Source organism: Variovorax sp. LjRoot84, from assembly GCF_964254305.1.
Lineage (GTDB): Bacteria > Pseudomonadota > Gammaproteobacteria > Burkholderiales > Burkholderiaceae_C > Variovorax.
Genome location: NZ_CAXUTE020000001.1, coordinates 3388843 through 3404897 on the forward strand (window position 1 = coordinate 3388843; position 16055 = coordinate 3404897).

General features: G+C 69.6%; 17 protein-coding genes. 6 read left to right on the top strand and 11 right to left on the bottom strand.

Features of this window, described 5'->3' with window-relative positions:
- Positions 1 to 3 precede the first annotated feature (3 nt).
- Positions 4 to 1146 (top strand): acyl-CoA dehydrogenase family protein, encoded by a 1143-nt coding sequence (locus ACSQ9I_RS16960; RefSeq protein WP_093103478.1) that lies wholly within the window; start codon positions 4 to 6, stop codon positions 1144 to 1146.
- Here the strand turns inward: ACSQ9I_RS16960 and ACSQ9I_RS16965 are convergent.
- The 8 genes from ACSQ9I_RS16965 to ACSQ9I_RS17000 all read right to left on the bottom strand — a co-directional run bounded on the left by ACSQ9I_RS16965 (position 1143) and on the right by ACSQ9I_RS17000 (position 9774).
- Positions 1143 to 1964, bottom strand: coding sequence for an IclR family transcriptional regulator (locus ACSQ9I_RS16965; protein ID WP_436295465.1), 822 nt, complete (start codon positions 1962 to 1964; stop codon positions 1143 to 1145). The two genes, ACSQ9I_RS16960 and ACSQ9I_RS16965, sit on opposite strands and share 4 nt — an antisense overlap.
- Before the next feature lie 89 nt (positions 1965 to 2053).
- Positions 2054 to 2980, bottom strand: a complete 927-nt coding sequence (locus tag ACSQ9I_RS16970; protein WP_436313845.1) for an electron transfer flavoprotein subunit alpha/FixB family protein — start codon at positions 2978 to 2980, stop codon at positions 2054 to 2056.
- A gap of 1 nt (position 2981) precedes the next feature.
- Positions 2982 to 3731 (bottom strand): electron transfer flavoprotein subunit beta/FixA family protein, encoded by a 750-nt coding sequence (locus ACSQ9I_RS16975; RefSeq protein ID WP_436295467.1) that lies wholly within the window; start codon positions 3729 to 3731, stop codon positions 2982 to 2984.
- Positions 3732 to 3744: 13 nt separating this feature from the next.
- Positions 3745 to 4647 carry an SDR family NAD(P)-dependent oxidoreductase gene (locus tag ACSQ9I_RS16980; RefSeq protein ID WP_436295468.1) on the bottom strand — a complete coding sequence of 301 codons (903 nt, stop codon included), beginning with the start codon at positions 4645 to 4647 and terminating at the stop codon, positions 3745 to 3747.
- Between the two features lie 24 nt (positions 4648 to 4671).
- Entirely contained in the window at positions 4672 to 5466 is a 795-nt protein-coding gene (locus ACSQ9I_RS16985) for an enoyl-CoA hydratase/isomerase family protein (protein ID WP_436295469.1), read from the bottom strand.
- A complete protein-coding gene (locus ACSQ9I_RS16990) occupies positions 5463 to 6596 on the bottom strand; it encodes an acyl-CoA dehydrogenase family protein (RefSeq protein WP_436295470.1) in 1134 nt (377 codons plus the stop codon). The genes ACSQ9I_RS16985 and ACSQ9I_RS16990 overlap by 4 nt, the downstream gene beginning before the upstream one ends.
- A 25-nt stretch (positions 6597 to 6621) precedes the next feature.
- Complete coding sequence (locus tag ACSQ9I_RS16995; RefSeq protein ID WP_436304261.1) at positions 6622 to 7827, bottom strand: acyl-CoA dehydrogenase family protein; 1206 nt, start codon at positions 7825 to 7827, stop codon at positions 6622 to 6624.
- Between the two features lie 45 nt (positions 7828 to 7872).
- Positions 7873 to 9774, bottom strand: coding sequence for a feruloyl-CoA synthase (locus tag ACSQ9I_RS17000; protein WP_436313846.1), 1902 nt, complete (start codon positions 9772 to 9774; stop codon positions 7873 to 7875).
- 99 nt (positions 9775 to 9873) lie between these two features.
- Here ACSQ9I_RS17000 and ACSQ9I_RS17005 point away from each other — a divergent pair, with 99 nt between their 5' ends.
- Both ACSQ9I_RS17005 and ACSQ9I_RS17010 read left to right on the top strand, forming a co-directional pair.
- Positions 9874 to 10677: an enoyl-CoA hydratase/isomerase family protein gene (locus ACSQ9I_RS17005; RefSeq protein WP_436313847.1), complete on the top strand. Its 804-nt coding sequence runs from the start codon at positions 9874 to 9876 to the stop codon at positions 10675 to 10677.
- A complete protein-coding gene (locus ACSQ9I_RS17010) occupies positions 10674 to 11102 on the top strand; it encodes a PaaI family thioesterase (RefSeq protein ID WP_436313848.1) in 429 nt (142 codons plus the stop codon). The genes ACSQ9I_RS17005 and ACSQ9I_RS17010 overlap by 4 nt, the downstream gene beginning before the upstream one ends.
- 45 nt (positions 11103 to 11147) lie before the next feature.
- On the opposite strand, the gene ACSQ9I_RS17015 is transcribed toward ACSQ9I_RS17010, so the two are convergent.
- Positions 11148 to 11588 (bottom strand): carboxymuconolactone decarboxylase family protein, encoded by a 441-nt coding sequence (locus tag ACSQ9I_RS17015; protein ID WP_436313849.1) that lies wholly within the window; start codon positions 11586 to 11588, stop codon positions 11148 to 11150.
- A 125-nt stretch (positions 11589 to 11713) separates the two neighbouring features.
- On the opposite strand from ACSQ9I_RS17015, the gene ACSQ9I_RS17020 reads away from it, so the two are divergent.
- From ACSQ9I_RS17020 to ACSQ9I_RS17030, 3 genes are read left to right on the top strand one after another with little or no spacing between them, the layout of a single operon-like run.
- Positions 11714 to 12694: a phytanoyl-CoA dioxygenase family protein gene (locus ACSQ9I_RS17020; protein ID WP_436313850.1), complete on the top strand. Its 981-nt coding sequence runs from the start codon at positions 11714 to 11716 to the stop codon at positions 12692 to 12694.
- 14 nt (positions 12695 to 12708) lie between these two features.
- A complete protein-coding gene (locus ACSQ9I_RS17025; RefSeq protein ID WP_436313851.1) occupies positions 12709 to 13563 on the top strand; it encodes an SDR family NAD(P)-dependent oxidoreductase in 855 nt (284 codons plus the stop codon).
- A complete protein-coding gene (locus ACSQ9I_RS17030; RefSeq protein WP_436313852.1) occupies positions 13560 to 14465 on the top strand; it encodes a crotonase/enoyl-CoA hydratase family protein in 906 nt (301 codons plus the stop codon). Before ACSQ9I_RS17025 ends, ACSQ9I_RS17030 begins: the two co-directional genes overlap by 4 nt.
- Here the strand turns inward: ACSQ9I_RS17030 and ACSQ9I_RS17035 are convergent.
- Both ACSQ9I_RS17035 and ACSQ9I_RS17040 read right to left on the bottom strand, forming a co-directional pair.
- Complete coding sequence (locus ACSQ9I_RS17035) at positions 14462 to 15166, bottom strand: SDR family NAD(P)-dependent oxidoreductase (protein ID WP_436313853.1); 705 nt, start codon at positions 15164 to 15166, stop codon at positions 14462 to 14464. The two genes, ACSQ9I_RS17030 and ACSQ9I_RS17035, sit on opposite strands and share 4 nt — an antisense overlap.
- 10 nt (positions 15167 to 15176) lie before the next feature.
- Positions 15177 to 16046: a MaoC/PaaZ C-terminal domain-containing protein gene (locus ACSQ9I_RS17040; RefSeq protein ID WP_436309109.1), complete on the bottom strand. Its 870-nt coding sequence runs from the start codon at positions 16044 to 16046 to the stop codon at positions 15177 to 15179.
- Positions 16047 to 16055: the final 9 nt, after the last annotated feature.

The window sequence follows — 16055 nt, forward strand, 5'->3', positions numbered from 1 at the left end:
ACCATGGATTTCGACCTCACCGATGAGCAGCGCATGCTGCAGGACAGCCTGCAGCGGCTTTTGGCCGAACGCTGCGGCTTCGAACAGCGCCTCGCCTGCCGCGACGAGCCCGCCGGCTACAGCCGCGAGTTGTGGTCACGCTATGCCGAGATGGGCCTGCTCGGCCTGCCCTTCGCCGAAGGCGACGGCGGCCTCGGCGGCGGCCCCGTCGAGACCCTGATCGTGATGCAGGCCCTCGGCCGTGCGCTCGCGCTCGAGCCCTACCTCCCGACAGTGGTGCTGTGTGGCGCCTTGCTGCGCCAGGCCGGCTCGGCCGCGCAGCGGGATGCGCAGGTGGGCGCGATCGTCGCCGGCGAGCGCACGCTGGCCTTCGCCTCTGCCGAAGCCCAGTCGCGCTACGACCTGGCCGACGTGGCGACGCGGGCCGAGCGCGAGGGCGACGGCTGGCGGCTCTGCGGCACGAAACGGTTCGTGCTGGCCGGCGACAGCGCCGACCTGCTGATCGTCTCGGCCCGCACAAACGGCGACTCGCGCGAGTGCGACGGCGTGTCGCTGTTTCTCGTCGACCCGGGCGCCGCCGGCGTCACGCGCCGCGGCTACCGCACGCAGGACCACCAGCGCGCCGCCGACATCTGCTTCGATGCAGCGCACGTGGGTGCCGACGCCTTGCTCGGCCCCGAGGGCGCCGCACTGCCGCTGATCGAGCACGCGATCGATACCGCCACGGCCGCGCTGTGCGCCGAAGCGGTCGGCGCGATGGAGCGGGTGCACGAGATCACCGTCGAGTACCTGAAGGTGCGCAAGCAGTTCGGCGTCGCCATCGGCAGCTTCCAGGCGCTGCAGCACCGTGCGGTAGACATGCTGGTCGCCGTCGAGCAGGCGCGCAGCATGGCCTTCTATGCAGCGATGATGTGCGGCGAGCCCGACCCCGCAGCGCGCGGCCGCGCGATCTCCGCCGCCAAGGTGCAGATCAACAAGAGCGCGCGCTTCGTCGGGCAGGAGGCGATCCAGCTGCACGGCGGCATCGGCATGACCGAGGAATGCCAGGCCGGACACTACTTCCGGCGGCTGTCGGTGATCGAGATGCTGTTCGGCGACACCGCACACCATCTGCGGCGGGTGGCGGCCGCAGGCGCAATGAGCTAGGCCGCTCGCGCCTCGATGCCGCCGACCACGCCAGACGCCTTCGCCGCGACTTCCTTGACCGCGGCCTTCAGCTGATCGAGCTCGTTGCGGAAGCGATCCGACGGTCCGGCGATGTTCAGCGAGGCGACACAGTTGCCGTCACCGTCGAACACCGGCGCGGCCACGGCGGCCAGCCCGACCATGTAATTGTCCACCGAGGTCGACACGCCTTCGGCGCGGATCCGGTCGAGCTCGCGCGAAAGCGATGCGCGCGTGAGCGGAATCGCCGTCCTGACCTTGAACTGCACCGACGACAGGTAGGCATCGCGCCAACGCTTCTCGGTATAGGCGAGCAGCAGCCGCCCGGCGGAGCTGGCATAGAGCGGCCGCGTGGTCCCCACCGGAATTTGGTAGCGCACCGGGTGCGGGCTGTCGATGATCTCGACATAGGTCAGCACCTCTGCATCGCGGTTCAGCACACCCAGCAGCACGGATTCGCCGGTGCGCTGGCAGAGCTCCTCCATGAACGGCCGGATCATCTTCGGGAAATTCCAGGCCGACATCACGCTCGCGGCCAGCCGGAAGATCGAAGGCCCCAGCCGGTACTGACCGGCGCTGTGGATCAGGTAGCCCTCCGCGACCAGCGGGCGCAGCAGGTTCAGCAGGCTGCTTTTCGGGGACTCCAGCGTGACGTTGAGCTCGGCCAGCGACATGCCGTCGGGCGTCATCGACAACACGTCGAACAGGCCGAGCAGTCGCGTGAGCGAGCGTGGGCCGGTGACATCGCGATCCGCGGGGAGGCTTGTGTTGTTGTCTTCGACGATTTTCTTGGTGGCCATTGAATCCCCGTGCAGGCTGGACGGGCCGCTCAGTTCGGTCGGGCCCGTCAGGCTGGCAATGCTACCCGAGCTCGGTTCCATCGCAGCCTCTACAGCGCCCCGGTCAGCTCGGGGACGGCCTGGAACAGGTCGGCCACGAGGCCGTAATCCGCCACGCCGAAGATCGGCGCCTCCGGATCCTTGTTGATCGCGACGATGACCCTGCTGTCCTTCATGCCCGCCAGATGCTGGATCGCCCCCGAGATGCCGACCGCGACATACAGCTGCGGCGCGACGATCTTGCCGGTCTGGCCCACCTGGCAGTCGTTCGGCGCATAGCCGGCGTCGACGGCGGCGCGCGACGCGCCCACCGCGGCCCCGAGCTTGTCGGCCAGCCGGTCGAGCAGATGGAAGTTCTCGCTGCTTCCCATGCCGCGGCCGCCGGAGACGACCATGCGCGCCGCGGTCAGCTCGGGCCGCTCGGAGACCGTCAGCGCCTGGCCGACGAAGCGCGACGTTTCGCTGGCCGGCCCGGCCGGCACCGGCACGAGCGTCGCCGCACCGCCGCTGCCTGCCGCGTCAAAGGCTGCGCCGCGCACGGTGAGGACCTTGATCGCATCCAGCGCCTTCACGGTGGCCATTGCATTGCCTGCATAGATCGGGCGCACGAAGGTGTCCGGCGCGATCACTTCGGTGATGTCGGAGACTTGCGCCACATCGAGCAAGGCGGCCACGCGCGGCATCACGTTCTTGCCGGCCGAGGTGGCGCCGGCGAGCACATGGCTGTAGTCGCGCGCCAGCGCCGCGACCAGCTCCGCGAGGCTTTCAGCGAGCGGATGCGCATAGGCGGCGGCATCGGCCACCAGCACTTTCGAGACGCCGGCGATCGCCGCGGCCTCCCGGGCCGCACCGTCGCAATGGTGGCCGGCGACGAGCAGGTGCACCTCGCCGCCGATCTGCGTCGCGGCCGTCACGGCCGCCCGGGTGGCGCCCTTGACCGCGCCGTGCTCATGTTCCGCGAGGATCAGGATCGCCATCTCAGAGTACCTTTGCTTCGGACTTCAGCCTGGCGATCAGCGTCGCCACATCGCCCACCTTGACGCCGCCGGCCCGCTGCCTCGGCTCGCTGACCTTCAGCACCTGCGTGCGCGGCGCGAGGTCGACGCCGAGCGTCGATGCGGCGATCGTCTCGAGCGGCTTCTTCTTCGCCTTCATGATGTTCGGCAGGGTCGCGTAGCGCGGTGAATTCAGGCGCAGGTCGACCGTGACGACCGCCGGCAGTTTCAGCGCCAGCGTCTCGAGCCCGCCGTCGACCTCGCGCGTGACTTCGACGCCGTCGCCGCCGACGACCACCTTCGATGCGAAGGTCGCCTGCGGCCGGCGCAGCAGCGCGGCGAGCATCTGGCCGGTCTGCCCGGCGTCGTCGTCGATCGCCTGCTTGCCGAGGAAGACCAGCTGCGGCTGCTCCTTGTCGACCAGCGCCTTCAGCAGCTTGGCGACGTGCAGCGGCTCGAGCGCGTCCGAGGTCTCGACCAGGATGCCGCGATCGGCGCCCAGCGCCATCGCGGTGCGCAAGCTTTCCTGGCAGGCCGGCACGCCGATGCTCGCGACAACGACCTCGGTGACGACCCCCGCCTCCTTCAGGCGGACGGCCTCCTCCACCGCGATCTCGTCGAAGGGGTTCATCGACATCTTGACCCCGGCCAGATCGACGCCGGTGCCATCGGACTTGACGCGTGCCTTGACGTTGTAGTCGATCACGCGCTTGACTGCGACCAATGCCTTCATGCCCGGATCCTCCTCACACCGGATCCCACGGCGTCAGCTTCATCGACGGCACGTTGTCGAAGAAGCTGGCCTCGAAGGCCGGCATCGCCTCGTCGGCGATCATCTCGGGCGTCCAGCCGCCGCCGCGGTGCATCGAGCGGATCATGCGGATCTGGCTGAAGAAATAGATCTCGTTGGCGCGCACACCGAAGATCTGCCCCGAGACCTTCTCGGCGCGGTCGCTGGCGAGGTACACCGCGAGGGGAGCGATCTTGGCGCTCTCCATCTTCTTCAGCTTTTCCACGCGCGCCTTCTCCTCCGGCGTGTCGGCCGGGATGCCGGCCGTCATCGCCGTCCACGCCCACGGCGCGATGCAGTTGGACCGGACCTTGAACCGCGCCATGTCGAGCGCGATCGACTTCGACAGGCCCACGATGCCCATCTTTGCGGCCGAGTAGTTGCCCTGGCCGAGGTTGCCGATCAGCCCCGAGGTCGAGGTCATGTGCACGTAGCTGCCGCTCTCCTGGCTCTTGAAATGCGGCGCCGCCGCGCGCGTCATGTAGAAGGAGCCGTTCAGGTGCACGTCGATGACGGCCTGCCACTCCTCCTTGCTCATGTTGAAGATGAAGCGGTCGCGCACGATGCCGGCGTTGTTGACGATGCAGTCGATGCGGCCGAAGCTGTCGAGCGCAGCCTGAACGATCTTGTGAGCCGAATCCCACTCGGCCACGCTCTCCACCGCCGCCACCGCCTGCCCGCCCGATTCCCTGATCTCGGCGACCACCGATTCGGCCAGCGCCTGGCCGCTTTGCTTGTCGCGCGCGAGGTCGTTGACCACCACCTTCGCGCCGTGCGCGGCGAACGCCTTCGCGAAGTCGCGCCCGATACCGGCACCGGCGCCGGTCACGACCACGACCTTGTCTTGAACCATGCCCATCCGCTTGCTCCTTGAGTTCGATGTCTAGTCGCCGCTGAAATCGGGCGTGCGCTTGCCGCGGAAGGCAGCGACGGCTTCGGCGTGGTCGCGCGTCTGGTTCGACAGCAGCTCGTAGGCCATGCCGGCGTCCATCACCGAAGCGGCGATCTGCTTGAGCCCGACGTTGATCGTGGCCTTGGTCCACTGGATCGCGCGCCGCGCGCCGCCGGCCAGGCGCTGGGCCCAGGCGTCTACGGCCGCATCCAGCTCCTCGGCCGGCACGGCGAAGTTGACGAGCCCGATCGCGGCCGCCTCCTCGCCGGTGATGGCATCACCGGTCAGCAGGTATTGCTTGGCTCGCGCATAGCCGACGAGCTGCGGCCAGATGACCGCGCCGCCGTCGCCGGCGACGAAGCCGACCTTCACGTGCGGATCGGCGATCTTCGCGTGATTGGCGGCGAAGATGGTGTCGCAGAACAGCGCCAGCGTCGCGCCCAGGCCCATCGCGGCGCCATTCACCTTCGCGATCACCGGCTGCGGCACGTCGAGCAGCCCCATCACGAGGCGCTTGGCCATCGTCGCATCCGGCACCATCAGCGACGGGCGGTCGACCAGGCGCTGCATCTGCTCGACGTCGCCGCCGGCGCTGAAGGCCTTGCCGGCGCCGGTCAGCACGACGACGTGCGTCGCATCGTCGCGAGGCAGTTCGCCGAACAGGCGCTCGAGCTCGTCGTGCATCGCGGTGTCGAACGCGTTCAGCGCCTCCGGGCGGTTGAAGGCCACATGAAGCACGCGCCCGTCGCGGCGCAGAGCGAGGCTGCGGTAATGGTCGAGGTTCACGATGCCGTCTCCAGTTGCGCCTCGACGAAACGCCCGAGGTGCCAGTCGCCGTCGCCGTACAGCGTCGTCAGCGCCAACAACCGCTTGTAGTAGTGGCCGATCGGGTACTCGTCGGTGAGCCCGATGCCGCCGTGCAGCTGGATGCCCTGCCCGCCGACGAAGCGGGCGGACGATGCCAGCAGCACCTTCGCGGCCGAGACCGCTTGCCGCCGCGCCGCCGGCGCGCCATCGAGGCTGGCGATGCCGCGGTACAGGATCGATCGCGTCTCCTGGACCTCGACGAACATCTCCGACATCCGGTGCTGCAGCGCCTGGAAGCGGCCGATCGGCTGGCCGAACTGCTGGCGCGTCTTCAGGTACTCGCTGCTCGTCTCGAGCACCGCCTCCATGCAGCCCAGCGCCTCGGCCACCTGCGCGAGCGCGGCGCGGTCGAGCGCCTCCTCGAGCGTCGCGAGGCCGCCACCGGGTGCCGTGAGGCGCGCGTCGGCGGCAACGAAGACCGAGCGCAGCTCCAGGTCGGCGGCCAGCGTGCCGTCGATCAGCGGATAGCCGTGCAGCGTGGCCGCGCTCCGGTCGACCAAGAACAGCGCGAGCCCTTCGTCGGCGACTCGCGCCGACACGATGAAGCGGTCCGCGCCCGGCGCTCCCACGACCATCAGCTTGGTCCCCTCGATCACGAAACCTTCGCCCTCGGCGCGCGCCGTGGTCGACGCCGCGTCCAGCTCGTAGCGGCTGGCCGGCTCGCTGTGCGCGAGCGCGATCTGCAGCGCACCGCCGGCGATGGCTTCGAGCAGCTCGCCGCGCCGATGCGCCGCGAACACCGGCGCATCGGCGGTCTCGACCAGTCGGGCCGCCAGCACCGCGCAGCCGATGAAGGGCTCGAGCGCCAGCGCGCGGCCGAGCTCCTCGGCCACCAGGGCCGTCTCGACGAAGCTGCAGCCCAGGCCGCCGAAGGCCTCCGGGATGCCGAGGCCGAGCCAGCCCATCTCGGCGTACTGCGCCCAGTGCGGCGTCGATGCGCTGCCGGCCGCCTGCAGCCGGCGCCGCGCCTCGAAGCCGTACTGCTCGCGCACGTAGCGGTTCGCGGCATCGCGCAGCATCTGCTGCTCTTCGCTCAGGTTGAAGTCCATTTACCCGTTCCTGCCTGCGTCCTGCCTACAGCCCGAAGGCGAGCTTGGCGATGATGTTCTTCTGGATCTCCTGCGATCCGCCGTAGATCGTCGACGCGCGCGTGATCAGCGCCTGCGCGGTGCGGCCGGGCACCTGCGGCGGCCAGCGCAGCGCCTCGTCGCTATCGATCGCTTCGCCTTCGCCGTGACCCCACTGGCGCAGCGCATGCAGGCCCAGCGCTTCCACCTGCAGTTCGGTCACGCGCTGCTGCAGTGCCGAGCCGCGCAGCTTCAGCGCCGACACCACCGCGTCGAGGTTGTGGCGGTTCTTCTCCTGCGACAGCACGCGCAGCACCGAGTATTCGAGCGCGAGCAGCTCGACCTCGACGCGCGCGAGCTTGCGCGCGAACTCGGGGCGCTCTATCAGACGCTGGCCATTCACGCGCTGCACCGTGGCGATCTCGCGCGCCTTCTCGAGCTCGCGCTTGTTGAAGTAGAGGAAGGCGCTCGCGGTGCGCTCCTTGCCGAGCAGGTACTTGGCATAGGTCCAGCCCATGCCCGCCTCGCCGACCAGGTTCTCGCAGGGAACCCGCACGTTGTCGAGGAACACCTCGTTGAGCCCGAGGCCGCCTTCGATCGAGACGATCGGCCGCACCGTCAGGCCCGGCGTGTCCATCCTGATCAGCAGGAACGAGATGCCGCGCTGCGGCTTCACGTCGGGGTCGGTGCGCACCAGGAAGAAGCCCCACTCGGCCATGGAGGCATCGCTGGTCCAGATCTTCTGGCCGTTGACGACGTAGTCGTCGCCGACCCGCTCGGCCCGCGTCTTCAGGCTCGCGAGGTCCGAGCCGGCGTTGGGCTCGGAAAAGCCCTGGGTCCAGAACTCGTCGCCGGCCAGCATCGGCGGCAGGAAGCGCCGCTTCTGCGCCTGCGACGCAAACGCGAGCATCACCGGCGCGACCATGTGCAGCCCCTGCCAGCTGTAGTCGAGCCCATCGGCGTCGTACAGCTCCTGCATGAACAGGTGCTTGCGCAGCGGACTCCAGTCGGTGCCGCCCCATTCGACCGGCCAGTGCGGCGCGCCCCAGCCGCGGCCGTGCATCAGCTTCTGGAACGCCCGCACGTCGTCGCGCGCCGGCGGATGCGCGCCGATGTAGAAGCGGCGCGCCATCGGCCGCGGCAGGTTGTCGCGAAAGAACGCGCGAACCTCCAGCCTGAAGGCCTCGTCCTCGGGAGAAAACTCGAAGCGCATGGACGGTATCGTTCCTTGTTGGTCAAATATACGAACGTTGTTCTCTTAGTTTAACGCCATGCAACGGACTGTCAATGCTTCGTCGCCTGCGCAGAGCACGCGCGCGGGCGGCGGATCCATGAACAGCTCGGCCACCGCGGCGGCGCGGCGGCGCAGCACCACGACCGGACTGAGCGAGGCCTTGGCGGTCATCTCGCCGCTGTCGAGCGTGGCCGGCTCGGTCTCGACGACGATGCGCAGCACGCGGTTCGAGCTGCCGGTGGCGCCGCCCGCCAGCGCATCCAGCCGCTGCTGGAAGGCCGCTCGAACGAGCGGGCTCGCGACGACCTCGCCCGCGGGCGCATCGGCCGCGAGAGCCGCGTCGAGCGCACGGCACGCCGCCAGATCGGGAAACACCAGCGCGCCGACCTGGTCCTCGCCGCTGCCGGCGATGACCAGGTCCTGCACGAGCGGCGAGAGCCCTGCCAGCGCGGTGGAGCGCAGCGGCCCCGCATGGACCCAGGTGCCGCTGGAGAGCTTGAAGTTCTCGGCGATCCGGCCATCGAAGCGCAGCCCGCGCTCGGGATGCGTGGGGTCGACGAAGCTCGCCGCGTCGCCGAGGCAGAAGTAGCCTTCGTCGTCGAAGGCAGCAGCGCTGCGCTCGGCATCGTTCCAGTAGCCGGGCGTCACGCAGTCGCCGCGCACGCGCAGCTCGAGCTTGTCGTTCACCGGTGCGAGCTTCAGCTCGACGCCGGCCACCGGCAGGCCGACGATCGCCTCGCGGCGCGGATCCCAGCCCGTCGTCAGCGGCACCGGCCCGCATTCGGTGGAGCCGATGCCCGAGACGATCAGCACCCTCTCGCCGCAGTGCTTCACCGCCACTGCGTCGAGACCGGCCCAGATGTGCGCGGGCAGCACGGCACCGCCGTAGTACAGCAGCTGCAGCCGCTCGTAGAAGCGCGCGCGCAGCTGCGCGTCGTCACGCAGGTGCGGCAGCAAGGCGGCCAGGCCCCCCGGCGTGTTGTAGTAGATCGTCGGCGATACCTCGCGCAACGCGTCGACGCTGGGCTGCACCGCCTCGGCCATCGGCTTGCCGGGGTCCAGGTAGTAAGACCCACCGCAGTACAGTGCGATGCCGAGGTTGTTGGTGCCGCCGAAGGTGTGGTGCCACGGCAGCCAGTCGACCAGCACCGGCGGCTCGTCGAGCAGGAAGGGCATCGCCTGCACGACCTGCTGGCGGTTGCTGCAGAGCATGCGCTGCGTCAGCATCACGCCCTTCGGCTCGCCGGTGGTGCCGGAGGTGAACATCAGCTTGGCCACCTGGTCGGGCCGGATCGCGTCGTAGGCTGCGTCGACCGCGTCCCCCGGCGCGGCGCCCTGCAGCGTGGAGAACGGCGTGGCGCCGCCGCCGGCCTCGCTGGCGACGAACTCCGCCTCGGGGAAGGCCGCGCGCGCGGCACGCCCGTAGGCCTCCACGCTGGAGGCATAGACCAGCCCGGGGCGCACGCGCTCGCTCAGGGATTTCAGCTTCGCGTGGTCCTGCGACAGCAGCGAGTACGCCGGCGTCACCGGCACGTACGGAATGCCGACGTGCGTGCAGGCCAACGCCAGCAGCTGGTTGTCGAAGTCGTTCTCCGACAGGATCATCACCGGCCGCTCGGCGCAGAGGCCGCGGTCCAGCAGCGACTGGCCGACCGCCCTCACCTTGCGCAGCGTGTCGGCGAAGGACAGGGTCTCCCAGGCGCCGGTCTTCGGACCGTTCGGCGGGCGGCGCGCGAGGAACACATGCTCCGGCCGTTCGAGGGCCCACTGGACCAGCCGGTCAGTGTAGCGCCGCGGGTAGCGCTGCAGGGGCTCGGCGAGGCGCATTCGAATGTTGCCGTCCGCGTCGTGCGCCACCTCGCAGGCGCTCGGGCCGAGCCGCACCGGACGGATCGGTGCGTCGAACCAGGGATCGCGCTGGTGCATGGAATGCGTCTCCTGAAGCATGGCCGTCGATGCGACGGCATAGTCACTTTTTTGAACATCGTACTACAATACGAACACCCGAGACAAGCCAAGCGCGCCATGACCGACCTCCTCTACGAACGCTCCGACGACGGCATCGCCACGCTGACGCTGAACCGGCCCGATGCGCTGAACGCCTTCAGCTTCCCGATGTACGAGGCACTGATCGCGCAACTCGAGGCACTTCGGCACGACGCCGGCACGCGCGTGCTGATCGTCACCGGCGCCGGTCGCGCGTTCTGCGCCGGCCATGACCTGCGCTCGCCCGGACCGGCGCCGTGGGTCGACCCGGCGCTCGGCAAGCCCTATGTGGCGAAGCACTCGATCACGCGCATCGCGCAGATCCCACTCTTGATGCGCCAGTTGCCGCAGCCGGTGATCGCCGCGGTGAACGGCGCCGCGGCGGGCATCGGCTTCGCGTTCGCGCTGGCGGCCGACCTGTGCCTCGCCGCGCAATCGGCCAAGTTCGTCAACTCGATCCACAACGCCGGCACCGGACACGAGCTCGGCATGAGCTGGATGCTGCCGCGTGCGGTCGGCACCCAGCGCGCCGCAGAGATCCTGCTGACGGCGCGCCCGGTGCTGGCCGACGAGGCGGCGCGCATCGGCCTGGCGCTGCGCGTGGTGCCGGACGACCGACTGCTGGCCGAAGCGCGCGAGCTCGCCGCGGCGATCTGTGCCAACGTGCCGCTCGGCGTCTGGCTCACCAAGCAATCGTTGTGGCTGAACCAGGGCGTCGCGAGCCTGGAGGCAGCGTGCGAGATCGAATCGCGCGCGGTGTTCCAGGCCCAGGCCACCGAAGACGCTGCGGAGAAGCGCCAGGCCTACTTCGAGAAGCGCGCACCGCGCTTCGGCAATCGATGAGCCATTTTTCGACGGACATCCCGGCCGGCTTCGAGCCCATGCCGGCCTTCGGCCCGTTCCATGAGCTGGTCGGGCCGTTGTACGTGGCACGCCGCGATGCCATCCACATCGTCGGCCTGCGCGTCGAGGACAAGCACCGCAACCGCGGCGCGATGATGCACGGCGGCATGATCTGCATGCTGGCCGACACCGCGATCGTCTGGGCCGCCAAGCATGCGCGCGAGCCGAGACCGAAGATGCTGACCACCAACCTTTCGGTCAATCTGATCGGCAACGCGGCACCCGGCGCCTGGGTGGAAGCCCAGGTCGATGTCGTGCGCGCCGGGCGACGCGTCGTGTTCGCCAACTGCTATATCTGGAGCCAGGGGCAGCGCATCGCGCAGGCCAGCGCGCAGTGCCAGGTCATCGGAGAGGAAACGGCATGAGACCGATAGCCCCGCGCCGCAAGATCGCGCTGCTCTGAGCGCCCCCTAAAGCATCCCGCGATCCTTCGCCGTCTTCACGTCGTCGCCGACCAGCCCGCGCTCGCGCAGCACGGCCACCGTCGCCTCCAGCGCTTCGGCCACGCACGGAAAGCCGCAGTACGGAATCGCCTGGATCAGCGCCTCCTGCAGCTCGGTCACCGTCAGGCCGTTGTTCAGCGCCGCGCGCACGTGGTTCTTCAGCTCGTTGGGCTTGCCCATGCCGACGAGGATGCCGATCGTGACGAGGCTGCGCTCCTTGCGCTGCAGGCCCGGGCGCGACCAGACGGCGCCGAACGCCGACTCGAGCGCGATCGTCGCGGCGTCCGCCGCGAAGCCTCCGGAGTTCGCCGCCGAAAGCATCCCGTCGAGGAAGGCCTCTCCGAGCATCTCGCGCACGAGGTTCACGCCCCGCCGGTAGTTGGGGCTTTGGTCGTCTTCGCTGCTCATCGAATGGGTCTCCGGGTGGTTGGGTATGCGCTTGCGGCGAGGATTCGGGTAAACCCGCTTGGTGGGACGCCCGGGTCATCGCCTACAGTGAACTCCGTTCTATTTTACGAACATTGTTCCACAATATGCAAGCTACGGAATCTCTGGCGAGAGGGCCCCTCACCTCGCCCGACGCACGCGAGCTGGAGACCTCGAACCACCTGCTGGGCGACCGTGCCGCACTCGATGCCGCCTGGGAGCGCAAGGGCTACTGGTTCTTCCGCAATGTGCTGGACCACGGCGCGGTCGCGCGCCTGCGCGCCGTCTACATGCAACTGCTCGGCGAGTACGGCGTGGCCGACCCGGCGGACCCCCAGGCCCGCTACACCGGCGCGAGCCTCGAGGGCTTCCCCTTCCGGATGGATCCGCTGTCGAAACGCAAGGCCTGGCAGCCCTTCGTGCGCGAGCCGGCGATCCACGCCTTCTTCCGGCGCCTGCTGGAGGACGAGCCCTTCTGGATCCCAACCGTCGAATACCGTGCCGCGCCGCCGGCCGCCGACCGCGCGCGTTCGCGCCTCGACTTCGTGCACCAGGACGGCTTCTACAACAAGGGCATTCCGTTCCGGATCTGCTGGATCCCGCTCGCCGAGATCGATGAGGACGTCGGCGGCCTGATCCTCGGCGAAGGCCTGCACCGCGGACCGATCCTGCACGACACCAAGCAGCCGCCGCTCTATCCGATTCCCGAAGGCGCAGTGCCGGCCGACCGCTGGCGCCGCGCCACCTACCGGCCGGGCGACGTGCTGCTGATGGACCTGAACACGCCGCACACCGGCCTCGCGAACCATTCCGACCGCTTTCGCCTGTCGATGGACATCCGCGTGATGGGCGCGAACGAGAACCCGCCGATGGTCGGCCGCCTCATCGCTATCGAGCCGCAGATGGTCGGCCTCGAAGGCGACGACGGGCGCGGCGGGCGTTTCATCGTCGACCAGGCGACCTATTGCCGCGGCCTCGACGGCAAGCAGGTCCCGTTGGCCGACGTCGGCAAGCACTTTCACGTCGGCGACGAAGTGATCCTCGCGGCCCGGGACGGGCGCGCGACGATCATGCGCCCGATCCACTAGGGCCTGTTGACGCCATGCCACGACCTTCCCGCCACTTGCAGCGACTGGCCGGCAAGGTCGCGATCGTCACCGGCGCCGGCTCGCAGGGCGATGGCGTCGGGACGGGCAAGGCGATGGCCTATGTGTTTGCGCGCGAAGGCGCGCGCGTCGCGCTGGTGGACCTGGACGCAGAGCGCGCCGAGATCACGCGCCGCATGATCGCCGGCGACGGTGGCGACGCCTTCGTCTGCGCCGCCAACGTCACCGAGGTGGACGGCTGCCGCCGCGTCGTCGCGGCGACGCTCGAACGCTACGGCTGCCTCGACGTGCTGGTGAACAACGTCGGCCACGGTGCCGGTGGCGGCCGCCTCGAGGCGCTGCCCGACGGGCTGTGGCAGCGCGTGCTCGACGTCAATCTGAAGAGCGCGGTGCTGATGACGCAGCAGGCGATCACGCATCTGGTCGCCTCGCGCGGCAACGTCGTCAACATCGCGTCCACCGCCGGCCTGCGTGCCCACGGCGGCGCGGCTTATGGGCCGTCGAAGGCTGCCGTCGTGGCGTTCTCGCGCGAGCTCGCGGTGATGTACGGCCGCGACGGCGTGCGCGCGAACACGATCGCGCCGGGCCATCTGTTCACCCCGCTGGTCGAGCAGTTCATCGACGCCGCCGGCCGCGAGCGCCGCCGCCGCATCGCACCGCTGGGCATCGAAGGCGACGCGTGGGATGTCGCTGCCGCCGCGCTGTTCCTCGCCAGCGACGAGGCGCGCTTCATCACCGGTGTCTGCCTGCCGGTGGACGGCGGCGTCGGCGAAGTGGCGGCGCTCGCCGCCCTGGAAATGATCGCGGCCGAGGACGATGCGAAGGCGGCCCTGACAGGAGACAAGTCATGAACAAGTGGCTGAAGAGCAGCGACACCATTCTTTTCAGCGTCGACGCGCGGGTGGCGCGCATCACGCTGAACCGGCCGGACAAGCGCAACGCGCTGTCCGACACCATGCTCAGCGAGCTCGAGCAGGCGCTGCTCGAAGCCGACGACCGGCGCGACGTGAACGTGGTGGTGATCGACGGCGCTGGGCGCGACTTCTGCGCCGGCTATGACCTGGCCGGCGCCTACGCCGGCGTCGCACCCGAGAACATGCCCTACGACCCGGCGCTGTACCGCAGCCAGCGCAGCGGCTTCGACGACGACTGCTGGGCGCTCGAACGCACGCTCGAGCAGCGCATGCGCATCTTCGACCTGCACAAGCCGGTGATCGCGAAGATCCACGGCAACTGCCTGGCCGGCGGCACCGACCTCGCCTTCCTGTGCGACCTGGTGCTGGCGGCCGAGGACGCGCGCATCGGCTTTCCGGCGACACGCGCGAACGGCACGCCGCCGACGCAGTTCTGGCTCGCGCATGCCGGTCCGCAATGGGCCAAGCGGCTGATGTTCACCGGCGACTGCATCACCGGGGTCGATGCGGCGCGGCTCGGCCTGGTGATGGAAGCCGTGCCGGCCGACCGGCTCGAGACCGAGGTCGCGGAACTCGCGCGCCGCATCGCGCTGACCGACGTCGACCTGCTCGCCGCGCACAAGCGGGTGGTCAACCTCGGCATGGAGCTGATGCATGTGCGCACGTTGCAGCGACTCACCGCCGAGCTCGACGCACGCGCGCATCTGGCCAGCGGGCCGCGGCGCACGCAGTTCAAGGCCGACATGGCATCGGGCGGGCTGAAGCAGGCGCTGAAGAACCGCGACGAGCCGTATGGAGACAGCGTCGTCCGCCTGAAGGCCCGCGGCCCAGACTCCTAGAGCCGTCCCGTCACCGGCAGCCCGACCCCGGTTACCGCGCGCCCCGCATCCGACAGCAGGAACCCCACCACCTCGGCGATCGCCTGCGGCGTCACCCAGCGCGAGGTGTCGGCATCGGGCATGTCCTTGCGGTTGGCCGGCGTGTCGATGATGCCCGGCAGGATCGCGTTGACGGTCATGCCGCGGTCCTTGGTTTCATCGGACAGCGCCTCGGTGAGGCGCAGCACGCCGGCCTTGGAGGCCGCATAGGCGCCCATTCCCGCAGCCGCCTTGCCCGCGGCCCCGGCGCCGATGTTGACGACCCGGCCCGCTCGTTCCAGCAGGTGCGGCAACGCCGCCTTGCAGGCGTGGAGCGCCGTCTTCAGGTTGATCGTGTGCATGCGGTCCCAGGTGGCCGGGTCGCCGTCTGCGATCGTCTCCCAGCTGAAGCCGCCGGCGATGTTGACCAGTGCATCGACACCACCGAAGCGCTCGGCCACGCGCGCAACCGCCGCCCGCGCCGCGTCGAAGCGCGACAGGTCTGTGCCGGGCAGCAGGAGGTGCGACGCTTCGAACGCCTGCGCGAATTCGGCCGGCGCGACCGGCGACGCATCGAGCAGCGCCAGCCGCGTCCCCTGCCCCGCCAGCGTGCGCACCACCGCCTGGCCCAGCGCGCCGAACGCGCCGGTCACGATCACCACCTTGTCCTGCATCGTCAGCATCCCAACGGTTTCAAGCGAGCTCGACGACGCCGTTGTTCAGCACCACGGTCTTGCGCGCATCGACGCTGGCGCGCAAGCGCAGCAAGGTCGCGCCGTCGCGCCAGATTTCGTAGCGCACGGCCTCGCCCGGCCAGACCGGCGAGGTGAAGCGCAGCGCCAGGCGCTTGAGCCGCGCCGCATCGTGGTCGAGCACCTGCTCGATCACCGCGCGCGCGGCCATGCCGTAGGTGCACAACCCGTGCAGGATCGGGCGGTCGAAGCCGGCCTTCGCCGCCACGTCGGGATCGGCATGCAGCGGGTTCACGTCGCCGCTCAGGCGGTAGATCAGCGCCGACTCGGGCCGCGTGGCGTAGCTCAGCTCGAAATCGGCGGCGCGCTCCGGCACCGCAGGCAGCGGCTCGGGGCCGGGATCGCTCCTGCCGCCGTCGGCACTGAAGCCGCCGTCGCCGCGCAGGAAGGTCACGTTGCGGCTCTCGGCCACCGTGTCGCCGCTGGCCTCGTCGACCAGCGTGCGCAGCACCACCGCGACCGCCCCCTTGCCGACGCCCTTGTCGGTCAGCGAGACGACGCGGTTGCGCGCGATCACGCAGCCCTTGGCCGGCAGCGGGCGCAGCAGCCGCACGTCCTGCTCGCCGTGCACCAGCTTGACGGCATCGGCGCCTGTCTTGGGGTCGCGCCACCAGATGCCGGGCGAGCCCATGACCGCGGCCATGGTCGGGACCGCCTGCAGCTCCTTCTCGTAGACGAAGCGCAGTGCGCCGCGATCCATCGGATCGTGGCCGTAGCCCAGGCCCAGCGCGTACAGCATCGTGTCGCGCTCGCTGTAGCGGTGCACGATGTCGGGAAAGGTCCAGTTCTTGCAAATTTCGTAGTCGAGCATTTCCGATTC

What these genes read in the sequence shown, in the direction of transcription:
- ACSQ9I_RS17035 (WP_436313853.1), bottom strand. Translation starts at nt 15,166, where the DNA reads ATGCTGACGATGCAGGACAAGGTGGTGATCGTGACCGGCGCGTTCGGC.
- ACSQ9I_RS17000 (WP_436313846.1), bottom strand. Translation starts at nt 9,774, where the DNA reads ATGCACCAGCGCGATCCCTGGTTCGACGCACCGATCCGTCCGGTGCGG.
- ACSQ9I_RS17040 (WP_436309109.1), bottom strand. Translation starts at nt 16,046, where the DNA reads ATGCTCGACTACGAAATTTGCAAGAACTGGACCTTTCCCGACATCGTG.
- ACSQ9I_RS17030 (WP_436313852.1), top strand. Translation starts at nt 13,560, where the DNA reads ATGAACAAGTGGCTGAAGAGCAGCGACACCATTCTTTTCAGCGTCGAC.
- ACSQ9I_RS17020 (WP_436313850.1), top strand. Translation starts at nt 11,714, where the DNA reads ATGCAAGCTACGGAATCTCTGGCGAGAGGGCCCCTCACCTCGCCCGAC.
- ACSQ9I_RS16965 (WP_436295465.1), bottom strand. Translation starts at nt 1,964, where the DNA reads ATGGCCACCAAGAAAATCGTCGAAGACAACAACACAAGCCTCCCCGCG.
- ACSQ9I_RS16975 (WP_436295467.1), bottom strand. Translation starts at nt 3,731, where the DNA reads ATGAAGGCATTGGTCGCAGTCAAGCGCGTGATCGACTACAACGTCAAG.
- ACSQ9I_RS17005 (WP_436313847.1), top strand. Translation starts at nt 9,874, where the DNA reads ATGACCGACCTCCTCTACGAACGCTCCGACGACGGCATCGCCACGCTG.
- ACSQ9I_RS16995 (WP_436304261.1), bottom strand. Translation starts at nt 7,827, where the DNA reads ATGCGCTTCGAGTTTTCTCCCGAGGACGAGGCCTTCAGGCTGGAGGTT.
- ACSQ9I_RS17015 (WP_436313849.1), bottom strand. Translation starts at nt 11,588, where the DNA reads ATGAGCAGCGAAGACGACCAAAGCCCCAACTACCGGCGGGGCGTGAAC.
- ACSQ9I_RS17025 (WP_436313851.1), top strand. Translation starts at nt 12,709, where the DNA reads ATGCCACGACCTTCCCGCCACTTGCAGCGACTGGCCGGCAAGGTCGCG.
- ACSQ9I_RS16960 (WP_093103478.1), top strand. Translation starts at nt 4, where the DNA reads ATGGATTTCGACCTCACCGATGAGCAGCGCATGCTGCAGGACAGCCTG.
- ACSQ9I_RS16990 (WP_436295470.1), bottom strand. Translation starts at nt 6,596, where the DNA reads ATGGACTTCAACCTGAGCGAAGAGCAGCAGATGCTGCGCGATGCCGCG.
- ACSQ9I_RS16980 (WP_436295468.1), bottom strand. Translation starts at nt 4,647, where the DNA reads ATGGGCATGGTTCAAGACAAGGTCGTGGTCGTGACCGGCGCCGGTGCC.
- ACSQ9I_RS16970 (WP_436313845.1), bottom strand. Translation starts at nt 2,980, where the DNA reads ATGGCGATCCTGATCCTCGCGGAACATGAGCACGGCGCGGTCAAGGGC.
- ACSQ9I_RS17010 (WP_436313848.1), top strand. Translation starts at nt 10,674, where the DNA reads ATGAGCCATTTTTCGACGGACATCCCGGCCGGCTTCGAGCCCATGCCG.